Source organism: Variovorax sp. CF313, from assembly GCF_000282635.1.
GTDB lineage: Bacteria > Pseudomonadota > Gammaproteobacteria > Burkholderiales > Burkholderiaceae_C > Variovorax.
This window is the reverse complement of the sequence record NZ_AKIW01000011.1, coordinates 1-13,918: the sequence shown is the minus strand read 5'-3', so window position 1 is coordinate 13,918 and position 13,918 is coordinate 1. Positions and strand designations below refer to the sequence as shown.

Annotated in this window: 14 protein-coding genes; 9 read left to right on the top strand and 5 right to left on the bottom strand. The window is 68.1% G+C overall.

Annotated elements, in window-relative coordinates:
- Positions 1–7: 7 nt before the first annotated feature.
- Both PMI12_RS03195 and PMI12_RS03190 read right to left on the bottom strand, forming a co-directional pair.
- Positions 8–1,129, bottom strand: coding sequence for an alpha/beta hydrolase family protein (locus PMI12_RS03195; RefSeq protein ID WP_007829067.1), 1,122 nt, complete (start codon positions 1,127–1,129; stop codon positions 8–10).
- Positions 1,122–1,658 carry a VOC family protein gene (locus tag PMI12_RS03190; protein ID WP_007829066.1) on the bottom strand — a complete coding sequence of 179 codons (537 nt, stop codon included), beginning with the start codon at positions 1,656–1,658 and terminating at the stop codon, positions 1,122–1,124. Before PMI12_RS03190 ends, PMI12_RS03195 begins: the two co-directional genes overlap by 8 nt.
- A 93-nt stretch (positions 1,659–1,751) precedes the next feature.
- Between PMI12_RS03190 and PMI12_RS03185 the strand changes: the two genes are divergently transcribed.
- From PMI12_RS03185 to pyk, 3 genes are all read left to right on the top strand, one after another.
- Positions 1,752–2,657 (top strand): LysR family transcriptional regulator, encoded by a 906-nt coding sequence (locus PMI12_RS03185; protein ID WP_007829064.1) that lies wholly within the window; start codon positions 1,752–1,754, stop codon positions 2,655–2,657.
- Between the two features lie 91 nt (positions 2,658–2,748).
- Positions 2,749–3,942, top strand: coding sequence for a phosphoglycerate kinase (locus PMI12_RS03180; RefSeq protein WP_007829062.1), 1,194 nt, complete (start codon positions 2,749–2,751; stop codon positions 3,940–3,942).
- A gap of 88 nt (positions 3,943–4,030) precedes the next feature.
- The gene (pyk, locus tag PMI12_RS03175) at positions 4,031–5,479 is read left to right on the top strand and encodes a pyruvate kinase (RefSeq protein WP_007829060.1); all 1,449 of its coding nucleotides are present in this window, start codon (positions 4,031–4,033) and stop codon (positions 5,477–5,479) included.
- Between the two features lie 79 nt (positions 5,480–5,558).
- Here pyk and PMI12_RS03170 read toward each other — a convergent pair whose 3' ends face one another.
- Entirely contained in the window at positions 5,559–6,575 is a 1,017-nt protein-coding gene (locus PMI12_RS03170) for a 1-aminocyclopropane-1-carboxylate deaminase (protein ID WP_007829058.1), read from the bottom strand.
- A 136-nt stretch (positions 6,576–6,711) separates the two neighbouring features.
- On the opposite strand from PMI12_RS03170, the gene PMI12_RS03165 reads away from it, so the two are divergent.
- The 3 genes from PMI12_RS03165 (at position 6,712) to PMI12_RS03155 (ending at position 9,491) form a co-directional block, all read left to right on the top strand.
- On the top strand, positions 6,712–7,197 hold the full coding sequence (locus PMI12_RS03165) for an Lrp/AsnC family transcriptional regulator (RefSeq protein WP_042672759.1): 486 nt from the start codon (positions 6,712–6,714) through the stop codon (positions 7,195–7,197).
- 117 nt (positions 7,198–7,314) lie between these two features.
- Complete coding sequence (fba, locus tag PMI12_RS03160; protein WP_007829054.1) at positions 7,315–8,379, top strand: class II fructose-bisphosphate aldolase; 1,065 nt, start codon at positions 7,315–7,317, stop codon at positions 8,377–8,379.
- 206 nt (positions 8,380–8,585) lie between these two features.
- Positions 8,586–9,491: a phosphoribosylaminoimidazolesuccinocarboxamide synthase gene (locus PMI12_RS03155; RefSeq protein WP_007829052.1), complete on the top strand. Its 906-nt coding sequence runs from the start codon at positions 8,586–8,588 to the stop codon at positions 9,489–9,491.
- 19 nt (positions 9,492–9,510) lie between these two features.
- Here the strand turns inward: PMI12_RS03155 and PMI12_RS03150 are convergent, their stop codons facing one another.
- Together PMI12_RS03150 and PMI12_RS03145 are read right to left on the bottom strand one after the other, a co-directional pair.
- Positions 9,511–9,963: an META domain-containing protein gene (locus PMI12_RS03150; RefSeq protein WP_007829050.1), complete on the bottom strand. Its 453-nt coding sequence runs from the start codon at positions 9,961–9,963 to the stop codon at positions 9,511–9,513.
- 132 nt (positions 9,964–10,095) lie between these two features.
- Positions 10,096–11,016 (bottom strand): tetratricopeptide repeat protein, encoded by a 921-nt coding sequence (locus PMI12_RS03145; RefSeq protein WP_007829048.1) that lies wholly within the window; start codon positions 11,014–11,016, stop codon positions 10,096–10,098.
- A 36-nt stretch (positions 11,017–11,052) separates the two neighbouring features.
- Here PMI12_RS03145 and purE point away from each other — a divergent pair, with 36 nt between their 5' ends.
- The 3 genes from purE to PMI12_RS03130 are packed head-to-tail and all read left to right on the top strand — an operon-like array spanning position 11,053 to position 13,801.
- Positions 11,053–11,604, top strand: coding sequence for a 5-(carboxyamino)imidazole ribonucleotide mutase (purE, locus tag PMI12_RS03140; protein WP_007829046.1), 552 nt, complete (start codon positions 11,053–11,055; stop codon positions 11,602–11,604).
- Positions 11,601–12,803: a 5-(carboxyamino)imidazole ribonucleotide synthase gene (locus PMI12_RS03135; RefSeq protein ID WP_007829044.1), complete on the top strand. Its 1,203-nt coding sequence runs from the start codon at positions 11,601–11,603 to the stop codon at positions 12,801–12,803. Before purE ends, PMI12_RS03135 begins: the two co-directional genes overlap by 4 nt.
- Positions 12,800–13,801, top strand: a complete 1,002-nt coding sequence (locus PMI12_RS03130; protein WP_007829042.1) for an L-threonylcarbamoyladenylate synthase — start codon at positions 12,800–12,802, stop codon at positions 13,799–13,801. Before PMI12_RS03135 ends, PMI12_RS03130 begins: the two co-directional genes overlap by 4 nt.
- Positions 13,802–13,918: the final 117 nt, after the last annotated feature.

Sequence of the window (13,918 nt, the reverse complement as noted above, 5' to 3'; positions counted from 1 at the left end):
GCGTGCCCTACAGCGCGTGCGCGAACTCGGCGATGGCATCCGCCGCCTTCGGAACCAGCTCCGGCTGTCCCGCGAGATAGTGGTTGCCGCCGACGATGTCGACGTTGCGGATGCGCGAGCCGCCCGCGGCCATCCACGCGTCGCGCGTACTCGGGAAGGTCGACTGGTCGCCCGTGTAGGTCAGCAGCAGCTTCGGCACCGTGGTGCGCGCGAGGTTGGTCGGCCCATCGGCCTGCGAGCGCGAGGACCACTGCGAGAGAAAGGCCGTGAGCGAGGTGGTGCGCCCCATCGCGTTGGCCGAGTAGTTCACCTGCCGTGCGTCGCCCCACACGCTGCCGGGCAGGCGGTCGTTGGGGTCGAGCGAGAGGTCCACGCAGCGCGGATCGGCGTGCGTGCGGTAGACGATGAAGGTTTGGTCGCGTGGTGCGCCGGGTGTGCCACGCAGCAGCGCGAGGCGGTCGAGGCACCACTGCTCGATGCGGTCGAGCCGCGCCTTCTGCGCGGCGCTGAAGCGCGCGAGGAAGTCGCTGTCGTAGGGCACGCGATGGCGCGCGTCGTACATGTCGAGCTCGGGATCGACCGAGAGCGGGTCGTGCTCGTCGGTGACCGAGGGGTCGATCCAGTCGCGCATCAGCCGGGTGCGGCCCAGGTGTGCGGCGCACAGCGCGATGCCGTCCACCGGCGGCAGGTCACTCGGGTGCAGGTGCGTGGGGTCACCGTCGGGCAGGTGCGTGGCCGTGAGTTTTTCGGCCTGCGCCTGGTAGAAGGCCGAGAGCGCTGCGCCGCCCGAGTTGCCGACGAGGAACACCTTCTCGTAGCCGGCCGCGCGCAGGTACTGCACGCCTGCGCCCAGGTCCTGGATGGCGCGCTCCATCAGCAGCACGGTGTCGTTGCCCACGAAGCGCGAGTTGAGGCCCATGCAGCAGATACCGCGCTCGGCCAGCGGGCCGATCAGGTAGTGGCCCATGAAGTTGCTCGTGGGGTGCATCACGATGGCGGCGATCTTCTTCGGGCCCTGCGGCGCGCGACAGGCGCCGTAGATGCGGGGGCGCAGCAGCTGCAGGCCCGACTGGCTCTCCATGGCCGCGCCGGGCTTCACGTCGATGACGGCGAGTTGCAGATCAGGCATTCGATGCACCCCTTGCAGCACGCAGCTCGGCCTTGCGCGCGGTCCATGCATCGAGGTCCGCATGGGCGCGCAGCGCATGCGCGTCCATCTCGGCCTGCGGCACGGTCGGCGTGGTCAGCTCCACGCGGATGCCGTTGGGGTCGAAGAAGTAGATCGACTCGATGATGTGGTGGTCGGTCACGCCCAGCACCTCGACGCCCGCGCCTTCGAGCCGCGCCTTGGCGGCCAGCAGGTCGGCCACCGAGTCCACGCGCAGCGCGATGTGGTTCACCCACGAGGGCGTGTTGGGCGAGGGCAGCGCGGCGACGTCGTCGCCCAGGTCGAAGAAGGCGATGAACGAGCCGTCGCGCATGCGGAAGAAGATGTGCACGTAGGGGCAGTACTCGCCCGTGCTCGGCACGTGGTCGCTCTTGATGACGTGGGCCAGCGGCAGGCCCAGCAGGTCTTCGTAGAAGCGGCGGGTTTCCTCGCTGTCGCGGCAGCGCCAGGCGAAATGGTGCAGCCCGCGCACGGTTGGTGGGGTCGGCATGGCTCGTGTTCTCCGGTAAGCCCCCGATTGGGCGATGCGGCGTCTTATGATGCAATCGAAATTAATTCATCAATTGATGAAATAACCATATATATGAACCTGACCCTGCGCCAGCTGCGCGCCTTCGCCGCCGTGGCCGAAAGCGGCAGCTTCACCGCCGCGGCGCAGCAGCTGCACCTCACGCAGTCGGCACTCAGCGTGCTGGTGCGCGAGCTCGAACGCGAAATGGGCGTGCAGCTGCTCGACCGCAACACCCGCAGCGTGCAGCTGTCCGAAGCCGGGCGTGAGTTCCTGCCGTCGGTGCACCGTCTGCTCGGCGACCTGACGAGCGCGGTGGCCGGCGTCACCGATCTTCGTGACAAGAAGAAAGGCTTGTTGCGGCTTGCGGCGCCGCAACTCATGGCCTGCACGCTGATGCCGCGCGTGATCGCGGTCTATCGCGCGCAGTACCCCGACGTCGATGTGCGCCTGGCCGACACGCTGCCCGAGAGCCTGCTGGTGGGCGTGATGGCCGGCGACGTGGAACTGGCCGTGGGCCAGGACGTGGCCGTGGACGGCGCCATCGAGCGCCGTACCCTGTTCCGCGACCGCCACTGGCTGATCTGCCCGCCCGACCACGCCTTCGCCAAGCGTCGCAAGGTGCGCTGGCACGAGCTCGGCCCCTACACTTTCATCGCTCCCACACGCGACTTCCGCCAGCGCGTGCTGCCCGAACTGGCGCCGGCCGAGCGCGACTACATGCTGCGTCCCGGCACGCAAGAGGTGTCGTACATGACCACCGCGCTTGGGATGGTGGCCTCGGGGCTCGGGCTCACGGTGTGCCCGACCTACTCCGCGCCGCTGGTGCGCGCGCATGGCCTGCAGATGGTGCGGCTCGAATCGCCCGACTTCCACCGCGAGGTGTGCGTCTACAGCGCGGCGCGGCGCAGCCTTTCGCCGGCCGCCACGGGTTTTGTCGAGATCCTCGAACAGTTCGCCAGGGCGCAGCAAGAGGCCTGAAAAGCATCGGCCCGCGGTAACAGCCGCTCAGGGCGGCGACGGGGCCAAATCTACAATGCAGGCCGACCCGTCTTCCACCTCCTCCAGACCCATGAACGTCATTCGATTCACCGACCTCTGCGCACAGGGCAAGGCCGCCGGCCAGCGCGTCTTCATCCGTGCCGACCTCAACGTGCCGCAGGACGACGCCGGCAACATCACCGAAGACACGCGCGTGCGCGCTTCCGTGCCCTGCATCCAGCTGGCGCTCGACGCCGGCGCGGCCGTGATGGTCACCTCGCACCTGGGCCGCCCGACCGAAGGCGAGTTCAAGCCCGAGGACTCGCTGGCCCCCGTCGCCAGGCGCCTGGGCGAACTGCTCGGCCGCGATGTGCCGCTGGTGGCCAACTGGGTCGACGGCGTCGACGTCAAACCCGGCCAGGTCGTGCTGCTCGAGAACTGCCGCGTCAACAAGGGCGAGAAGAAGAACGACGAGGCGCTGTCCCGCAAGCTCGCCGCGCTCACCGACATCTACGTGAACGACGCCTTCGGCACCGCCCACCGCGCCGAAGCCACCACCTACGGCATCGCGCAGTTCGCCAAGGTGGCCGCGGCGGGCCCGCTGCTGGCGGCCGAGATGGACGCCATCAGCAAGGCGCTGGCGCAGCCCAAGCGGCCGCTGGTGGCCATCGTGGCGGGCTCGAAGGTCAGCACCAAGCTCACCATCCTCAAAAGCCTGTCGGCCAACGTCGATCAGCTGATCGTCGGCGGCGGCATCGCCAACACCTTCATGCTGGCGGCCGGCCTGAAGATCGGCAAGTCGCTGGCCGAGCCCGATCTGGTCGACCAGGCCAAGGCGGTGATCGAGGCGATGCGTGCGCGCGGTGCCGACGTGCCGATCCCGGTGGACGTGGTCACGGCCAAGACCTTCGCGGCCGATGCGGCCGCCACCGTCAAGGATGCGAACGACGTGGCCGACGACGACCTGATCCTGGACATCGGCCCCAAGACCGCCGCGATCCTGGCCGCGCAACTGCGCGAAGCCGGCACCATCGTCTGGAACGGCCCCGTGGGCGTGTTCGAGTTCGACGCGTTCGCGGGCGGCACCAAGGCCATCGCGCAAGCCATCGCCGACAGCAGCGCCTTCTCGATCGCCGGCGGCGGCGACACGCTCGCGGCCATCGCCAAGTACGGCATCGAGAAGCAGGTCGGCTACATCTCGACCGGCGGCGGTGCCTTCCTCGAAGTGCTGGAAGGCAAGACCCTGCCGGCCTTCGAAATCCTGGCCAAGCGCGCGGCGGGTTGATCCCGGCGGGCGGGGAATCTCACGAGGGTGACTTCCGTCAGACACACAAAGTGTATACAGTAGCGAATACAAAACGGAGACTACCTTCATGAGCACGGACCGCATCCCCCGCCACGCCACCAAGATCGTTGCCACGCTCGGTCCGGCGTCCAACACGCCGGAACTGCTGGAAAAGATGATCCTGGCCAAGGTCAGCGTGGTGCGGCTGAACTTCAGCCACGGCACGGCGCAGGACCACATCGACCGCGCCGCCATGGTGCGCGAAGCCGCCCGCAAGACGGGCCGCGAAGTGGCCATCATGGCCGACCTGCAAGGTCCCAAGATCCGCGTCGGCAAGTTCGCGCAGGGCAAGGTCTGGCTGGAGCCGGGCGCCAAGTTCGTGCTCGACGCCTCGCGCACCGAGCCCGGCGACGCCGATGCCGTGGGCCTCGACTACAAGGACCTGCCGCGCGACGTGAAGCCAGGCGACAGGCTGCTGCTGAACGACGGCCTGATCGTGCTCACGGTGGACGCCGTCAAGGGCGAGGCCGTGCACACCACCGTCAAGCTGGGCGGCGAGCTGTCGAACAACAAGGGCATCAACAAGCAGGGCGGCGGCCTCACCGCCCCCGCGCTCACGGCCAAGGACATGGAGGACATCAAGACAGCGATGAGCTTCCAGGCCGACTACGTGGCCGTGAGCTTCCCGAAGAACGCCACCGACATGGAGATGGCGCGCCAGCTGTGCAACGTGGCGGCGGCCGAGTTCGGCCACAAGCCCGGCATGATCGCCAAGATCGAGCGCGCCGAGGCCATTCCGAAGCTGGAGGAAATCCTGCGCGCCAGCGACGGCATCATGGTCGCGCGCGGCGACCTCGCGGTGGAAGTCGGCAATGCCGCCGTGCCGGCGCTGCAGAAGAAGATGATCCGCATGGCGCGCGACATGGACAAGGTGGTGATCACCGCGACCCAGATGATGGAGTCGATGATCACCAACCCCGTGCCCACGCGCGCAGAGGTCAGCGACGTGGCCAACGCCGTGCTCGACGGCACCGACGCCGTGATGCTCTCGGCCGAGACCGCCTCGGGGCGCTATCCGCTCGAAACCGTGCAGGAGATGAGCCGCATCTGCGAAGCCGCCGAAGGGGCCGAGGACAAGACGCTCGACGCCGACTTCAGCGGCAAGACCTACAGCCGCATCGACCAGTCGATCGCCATGGGTGCGCTGTTCACGGCCCACCACCTGGGTGCCAAGGCCATCGTGGCGCTGACCGAATCGGGCGCCACGCTGCTGTGGATGAGCCGCCACCGCGCGCACATTCCCATGTACGCGCTGACCTCGCGGCTGGCCACGCAGCGCAAGCTGGCGCTGTACCGCAATGTGCGCCCGCTGCTGATGGACTCGCAGACCGACCGCGACACCGCGCTCGAACAGGCCGAGGCCCATCTGAAGAAGCGCGGCATCGTGCAGAGCGGCGACGTCTACGCGATCACCTGCGGCGAACCCATGGGTGCCCCGGGCGGCACCAACATGCTCAAGATCTGCAGGGCGAGCTAGGCATTCCCCCAGGCTTCGCGCCCTCGCCGGGGGCAACACCTGCGGCCCGGCAAAGCCGGTTCCGCGGTGTTCCTGGCGCTCAGCCGTTTCTGAAGAGGAAGCTGTAGGCGTTCAGGGCCGGCACGCCGCCCAGGTGCGCGTACAGCACCTTCGAGCCTGCCGGGAATTCGCCCAGCCGCACCTTCTCGATCATCCCGTGCATCGACTTGCCCTCGTACACGGGGTCGGTCAGCATGCCTTCGAAGCGCGCGCACAGGCGGATGGCCTCCAGCGTGCCGTCATTCGGCAGCCCGTACTCGGGGCCGCCGAAGCGGCGGTCGAGCACTACGTCCTTTTCGGTGATGTCGCGGCCCAGCTCGACCAGCTCGGCCGTGTTCTTCGCAATGCGAAGGATCTGATCGTAGGTCTGCTGCGGCTTGGCCGAGGCGTCGATGCCGATCACGCGGTCGGCGCGGCCGTCGGCCGCGAAGCCCACCACCATGCCGGCCTGCGTGCTGCCGGTGACCGAGCAGACCACGACGTAGTCGAACTTGAAGCCCAGCTCGGCTTCCTGCTGGCGTACTTCCTCGGCGAAGGCCACGAAGCCGAGCCCGCCGCGCGGGTGTTCCGAGCAGCCCGCGGGAATCGGGAACGGCTTGCCGCCGGCCTTGCGCACGCTTTCCATCGCGTCTTCCCAGCTCTTGCGGATGCCGATGTCGAAGCCCGCCGCATCGAGCCGCACGTCGGCACCGAGGATGCGTGACATCTCGATGTTGCCGACCCGGTCGTAGACCGCATCCGAGTAGTTGACCCAATTTTCCTGCACCAGCACGCATTTCATCCCGAGGTGCGCGGCCACGGCGGCGACCTGCCGCGTCTGGTTCGACTGGATGCCGCCGATGGACACCAGCGTGTCGTAGCCGCCCTCGAGCGCCTCGGGAATCAGGTACTCGAGCTTGCGCGTCTTGTTGCCGCCGAAGGCCAGGCCGCTGTTGCAGTCCTCGCGCTTGGCATACAGGTCGACCTTGCCGCCGAGGTGTGCGCTCAGCCGCTTCAGCGGGTGGATCGGCGAGGGGCCGAAGGTCAGGGCGTGGCGGGGAAACTTCTTGAGGTTCATGACGGGGGCTCCAGTGCGTTGAGGCCTTCGATCGTAGGAAGAACGGCTCGCAACGTGCTTGCGAAATTTTCTGGATTCGATCGACAAAAAAATGCACGATGACCAGATCGAATGTTTTTATTACGTAGAAAAAGTAATGAGCACAACAAAATTGCGTATTCCGCCGGAGCTGGATCGCACCGACCGCGCCATCCTTCGCGCCCTGCAGCGCGACGCCTCGCTGTCGAACGTGGCACTGGCCGCCAAGGTCAACCTCAGCGCCGCCGCCTGCCTGCGCCGCGTCGAGCGGCTCAAGGCGGCGGGGCTCATCAAGGGCATCGTCGCGCTGCTCGACCCCGATGCGCTCGACCTCGGCATGCTCGTGATGATCGGCGTGGTGCTCGACCGCTCCACGCCCGATTCCTTCGCCGACTTCGAGAAGGCCGCGCAGAAGGTGCCGGGCTGCCTCGAATGCCACGTGGTCACGGGCGAGTTCGACTACTTCATGCTCGTGCGCACGCGCGACAGCGACAGCTTCAACCGCCTGCATGCCGAGCAGCTGCTGTACTTGCCGGGCGTGCGGCAGATCAGGACCTTCGTGGTGCTCAAGCAGGTGCTGTCGACCACGCAGCTGCCGATCTGAGATGCGGGCGCCAAAGCGGCGTCAGCGCCGTCCCACAAGGGGGCTCGGTAGAATTGCGGCAGTTTTCTCTCGTCTTCCCGCCTTCTTCTTCCCCTAATTCCAGCGAGGTATTTCCCCATGGCACTCGTCTCGATGCGCGAACTGCTCGACCATGCCGCAGCCAATGGCTACGGCATTCCGGCCTTCAACGTCAACAACCTCGAACAGGTCCAGGCCGTGATGGAGGCCGCCAAGGAAACGGGCGCGCCCGTCATCCTTCAAGCCAGTGCAGGCGCGCGCAAGTACGCCGGCGAAGCCTTCATCAAGCACCTGATCCAGGCCGCCATCGAGCAGTACCCGAACATCCCGCTGGTGATGCACCAGGACCACGGCCAGAGCCCGGCCATCTGCCAGGGCGCCATCGACCTCGGCTTCTCCTCCGTCATGATGGACGGCTCGCTGCACGAGGATGGCAAGACGCCGGCCTCGTTCGACTACAACGTCGACGTGACCCGCAAGGTGGTCCAGCTGGCACACAAGGTCGGTGTGACCGTCGAGGGCGAACTGGGCTGCCTGGGCTCGCTCGAAACCGGCCTGGCCGGTGAAGAAGACGGCATTGGCGCCGAAGGCGTGCTCGACCACTCGGCCCTGCTGACCGACCCGGAAGAAGCCGCCCAGTTCGTCAAGGCCACGCAGCTCGACGCGCTGGCCATCGCCATCGGCACCAGCCACGGCGCTTACAAGTTCACGCGCAAGCCCACGGGCGACATCCTGTCGATTTCACGCGTGAAGGAAATCCACGCCCGCCTGCCCAACACCCACCTGGTGATGCACGGCTCGTCGTCGGTGCCGCAGGACCTGCTGGAAATCATCCGCAAGCACGGCGGCAACATGAAGGAAACCTACGGCGTGCCGGTCGAGGAAATCCAGGAAGCCATCAAGTACGGCGTGCGCAAGATCAACATCGACACCGACATCCGCCTGGCCATGACCGGCGCGGTGCGCAAGTTCCTGGCCGAGAACCCCGAGAAGTTCGACGCCCGCGAGTGGCTCAAGCCCGCGCGCGAAGCCGCCAAGCAGATCTGCAAGCAGCGCTACATCGAGTTCGGCTGCGAAGGCCAGGGCGCCAAGATCAAGGGCGACAGCCTGCAAGTCGTCGCTGCCAAGTACGCCAAGGGCGAACTGGCGCAAGAAGTCATTTAACCAAGCTCGCCCCCAGGCTGCGCGCACTTCGTGTCGCTTCGCCTACCCCCTACCGGGGGCGGGCCGGCCGCTTCGGGCGGTCGTGCGCGGCGGCCCTCCCGAATGATCGGGGGCTTTTTTCGCGATCTGCGGGCCACCGTCGATGGTGGCTTTTTTCTGCGCGCACAATCCGAATTCCGCTATCCCGTTTTCACCGCAACTGCCTCATGACCACCGTCCACACCTCCTCCATCCAGAGCCTGCCCCTGCTTGCGCGCGGCAAGGTGCGCGACAACTACGCCGTCGGCGAAGACCGCATCCTGATGGTCGCGAGCGACCGGCTCAGCGCCTTCGACGTGATCATGGGCGAGCCCATTCCCGGCAAGGGCGAGATCCTTACGCAGATGGCGCTGTGGTGGTTCGACCGGCTCGGCCAGCTGTGTCCCAACCACCTGACCGGTGATGCGCCCGAGAGCGCGGTCACGCCCGACGAGGTGCCGCAGGTCACGGGCCGCTCGATGCTGGTCAAGCGGCTGAAGCCGATCCCGGTCGAGGCCGTGGTGCGCGGCTACCTCGCCGGCAGCGGCTGGAAGGAATACCAGGAGAGCCGCTCGGTCTGCGGCGTGCCGCTGCCCGAAGGCCTGACCAACGCCAGCAAGCTGCCGCGCCCGATCTTCACGCCCGCAGCCAAGGCCGCGGCCGGCGAGCACGACGAGAACATCAGCTACGAGCGCGTGGTCGAGATCGTCGGCCCCAAGCTGGCCCAGCAGATCCGCGAGACCAGCATCGAGATCTACGAAACCGCCGCTCAGATCGCGCTGGCCAAGGGGATGATCATTGCCGACACCAAGTTCGAGTTCGGCCTGGACGAAGCCGGCACGCTGGTGCTGATGGATGAGGTGCTCACGCCCGACAGCTCGCGCTACTGGCCGGTCGAGGGCTACGAGGCCGCGCTGGCCGCCGGCACCAACCCGCCGAGCTACGACAAGCAGTTCGTGCGCGACTGGCTCGAAGCCACCAAGATCAACGGCAAGCCCTGGGACAAGACGCCCCCGGCGCCGCGCCTGCCGGCCGAGGTCATCGAGAAGACGGCGGCCAAGTACCGCGAGGCGCTGGAGCGCCTGACGGGCTGATTCCGGGCTTTTTCTTCTTTCAGCGCCCGCTGGTGCTCAGCGTTGCCACGGCGCGCCCGCTGGCGTTGAGCAGCGCAAGGCGTTCGGGGCCCGCAAGGCTGTAGCTCGCGGTGCTCTGCAGGGCGGAAATGAACTGCGCCTCGTTGGCGCCGCGTGCCGGGTCGGCGCAGGCCATGCGGGTCGAGGCCAGCTGGCCGATCTTCAGGGAGATGCCGCTGCGCGTGAACGTGCCCGAAAGGCGATTGCAGCCGCCCGAGCCGCTGAGGCGTCCGCTGCTGCGGTCGAACTGCACCTGCGCGCCGCTGCCGGGCGCGACGGGCTCGTCGCCCAGCTGAACCAGTTGCCAGGCGGGCCCTTCGATCGGCTCGTCGAGGCTGATGCCGCTCCCGCAGCCGGTCAGGACGGCCAGCAGTGCCGTCGCGGCGAGAACGGGGGGCGCGGTGCGGCGGGCGAGGCGGACGAAGGAACGCATGGCCGGTCTTTCCTTTTCGAATTTGCAACAAGTTGAATCGGGCGTGATCGTATGCGACGAGGCCCCGCTCGCCAATGCCGCCGCGTTCATGGCGAGGCCATGAAAAAAAGCGGCCCGCAGGCCGCTTTCGCATCAGCTCAGCACCACGCTGCTCAGGCGGCGCCGGTAGGTTGCCACCACCGGATCGTCCGGCGGAATCTGCCCGTCGGCCACCTTCACCTTCGGCGGCTCGATCACATCGAGGATCGCGATGTAGGTCTTGCGGGCGAGGTCTTCGCTCCAGGTCTTGTCGCGCATCAGGATGTCGAGCAGCTCGTCCATGGCGTCGGTCCAGCGCTGCGCGGCCATCAGCAGGCGGGCGCGGCCGAAGCGAGCGTCGAAGTCGCGCTTGTTGGCGGCGATCTTCGCCTCGAAATCAGCCATCGCGGGCGCCGTGCCTGCAGGTGGTGCTGCGAAATCGATAGCGTCCATCCAGCGCTGCAGTGCATCGAAGCGGCGCACCAGCGTGGTCTTGGCGATCACCGGCGCAAAGGCCACCTTGGCGTCGTCGTGGCGGCCTTCCTGCAGCAGCAGCTTGATGTAGTCGAAGCGGGCGTCGTCGTTGGCCGGGTCGGTGGCCACGGCGTGCTGCAGTCTTTCGAGGGCGCCCCCGGTGTCGCCTTCGGCCAGAGCTTCCTGCGCGGCGGCTTCCTCCGAGGCGGCCTCGGCTTCGTCGGCGCCCGGCACGTGCTTGTCGAGGAACTCGCGGATCTTCTCGGCCGGGATGGCGCCGACGAAGCCGTCCACCGGCTGGCCGTCCTTGAACATCACGCAGAACGGGATGCTGCGCACGCCGAACATCTCCGACAGCTGCGAAGAAATCTGCGGCACCTTGTCGGCGTCGAGCTTGGCCAGCGTGAAGCGGCCGGCGTACTCGACCTCGAGCTTTTCGAGCACCGGGCCGAGCTGTTTGCAGGGGCCGCACCATTCGGCCCAGATGTCCAGCAGCACCGGCGTGGCGACGGAGCCTTCGATCAGTTCGGCCTGGAAATTTTCGAGAGTGATGTCGATCATCGGAACCAACTGAGGGTGAAACGTAAAATTGAAACCATGAACGAAACCATTCAGGTCGGTGTAGTGATGGGCTCGAACTCCGATTGGGAGACGATGCGCAACGCGGTCGAGATTCTCCAGCAATTCGGAATCGGGCACGAAGCCAAGGTGGTCTCGGCCCACCGGATGCCCGATGCGCTGTTCGCATACGCCGAAAGCGCCGCCGGGCGCGGGCTCACGGCGATCATCGCGGGCGCGGGCGGCGCGGCGCACCTGCCAGGCATGCTGGCCTCGAAAACCACGGTGCCGGTACTCGGCGTGCCGGTGGCCAGCCGCCACCTGCAGGGCGTCGATTCGCTCTACAGCATCGTGCAGATGCCCAAGGGCGTGCCGGTGGCCACCTTCGCCATCGGCAATGCCGGCGCGGCCAACGCGGCGCTGTTCGCGGTGTCGATGCTGGCGGTGAACGATCCGGCGCTGCGCGCGAAGCTCGACGCCTTCCGCACGGCGCAGACCGCCGCCGCCGAGGCCATGACGCTGCCGCCGGCCCCCGCCGCGGAGACGCCCCCCGTTTCTCCTTTCTCGCCGCAAGGCGGAGGTGCCCTGTGAGCCAGAACGGTGACCTGCCCATTCTTCCGGGCGCCACGCTCGGCGTGCTCGGCGGCGGCCAGCTGGGGCGCATGTTCGCCCACGCGGCCCAGCGCATGGGCTACTTCACGGCGGTGCTCGACCCCGACACCGACAGCCCCGCCGGCCGCGTGAGCCACCATCACATCCACACCGACTACGACGACATCGACGGCCTCGCCCGGCTCGCGGGCCTGGCCGACGCGGTGACGACCGAGTTCGAGAACGTGCCGGCGCCCTCGCTGGAGCACCTCGCGGTCGCGCGGCCGGTGTCGCCCGGCGCCTCGGCCATCGCCATCGCGCAGGACCGCATCGCCGAGAAGGCCCATTTCACCCGCTGCGGCGTGCCCTGCGCGCCTTACGCGGCCATCGAGACCGCGGCGCAGCTCGCTGCCGTCGACGACGGCCTGCTGCCCGGCATCCTGAAGACCGCGCGGCTGGGCTACGACGGCAAGGGCCAGCAGCGTGTGAAGACGCGCGCCGAACTGGTCGATGCCTGGCAGGCCACGGGCTGCGTGCCCTGCGTGCTCGAGAAGATGCTGCCACTCGAATTCGAATGCTCGGTCATCCTCGCGCGCAGCCGCGACGGCCAGATCGTGCACTTCCCGCCGCAGCGCAACCTGCACCGCGACGGCATCCTCGCCGTCACCGAGGTGCATCCGCAGAACATGCCGAAGACGGTGGCGCAGGGCGCGGTCAATTCGGCCAAGAGCATCGCCAACGGTTTGGACTACGTCGGCGTGCTGTGCGTCGAGTTCTTCGCGCTGGCCGACGGCTCGCTGGTCGTCAACGAGATGGCACCGCGCCCGCACAACAGCGGCCACTACACGATGGAAGCCTGTGACGTGTCGCAGTTCGAGCTGCAGGTGCGCACGCTCGCCGGCCTGCCGCTGGCCGCGCCGCGCCAGCACAGTCCCGCGATCATGCTGAACCTGCTGGGCGACCTGTGGTTCCCCGCGGGCGATGACAAGGCCGCCAAGCCCGTATCGCCGCGCTGGAGCGAAGTGCTTGCGCTGCCGGGCGTGCATCTGCACCTCTACGGAAAGATCGACCCGCGGCGCGGCCGCAAGATGGGCCACCTCACGCTCACCGGCGCCACGCTCGAAGCCGTGCGCACCACGGCCTCGCAGGCCGCGCAGCTGCTGGGCCTGCCGGCGGTGACCACCGCCGACCTCGCATGATCCTCGACGGCCGCTCCCCCGAAGCCATCGCCGAGGCCACGCGCGTGCTGCGCGCGGGCGGGCTGGTCGCGTTCCCGACCGAGACCGTCTACGGGCTGGGCGCAGACGCGAGCAGCGACATGGCCGTCGCCGGCATCTTCAAGGCCAAGGGGCGGCCCGCCGACCACCCGTTGATCGTCCACGTGGCGGCCGGCATCAAGGGCACCGAGTCGCTGTCGCGCTTCGCCCAGCCGCTGCCGCTTTTCGCGCAGAAGCTCGTGCAGGTCTTCTGGCCCGGCCCGCTCACGTTGATCGTCACGCGCCAGCCCGGCGTGGGCGCGGCGGCGGCGGGCGGACAGGACACCATCGGCCTGCGCTGCCCTTCGCATCCCGTGGCGCAGGCGCTGCTCGAAGCCTGCGCCGAGCAGGGCGTGCCCGGCCTCGCGGGGCCGAGCGCCAACCGCTTCGGCCGCGTCAGCCCGACCACGGCGCAGCATGTGTTCGACGAGTTCGGCGATGCGCTGCTGGTTGTCGACGGTGGCGCGTGCGAGGTCGGCATCGAGTCGACCATCGTCGACTGCAGCCGCGGCGCCCCCGTGCTGCTGCGGCCGGGCGTGATCACGCGCGCGCAGATCGAGGCGGCTTGCGGCGAGAAGCTCGCCGACCGCGAAGTGCTCGAAACACCCGACCCGCGGGCCTCGGGCACGCTGGAGGCTCACTACGCCCCGAATGCCAAGGTGCGCCTGATGGACGCCAAGGCCATCCAGGCCGGCCTCGACGTGCTGGGCGCCAACGCCGCGCACATCGCCGTCTGGTCGCGAGCCCCGATGCGCAGCCGCTCGCAGCGCGTGCTGCTGCGGCGCATGCCCGACGACGCGGCGGCGAGCGCCCAGCTGCTGTTCGCGGTGCTGCGCGAGTTCGATGCGCAGGGTGTCAAGCTGATCTGGGTCGAGTCGCCGCCCGACACGCACGAGTGGGAAGGCGTGCGAGATCGCTTGCAGCGCGCATCTGCGGCCTGATCCAGGCTAACCCCCAGGCTCGCCCACTTCGTGTGGCCGCCAACCCCCTTTGCAGGGGGCAATACCTGCGGCCCGGCAAAGCCGGTTCCGCGAAGGCTTCGAACTCACCCCCAGGCT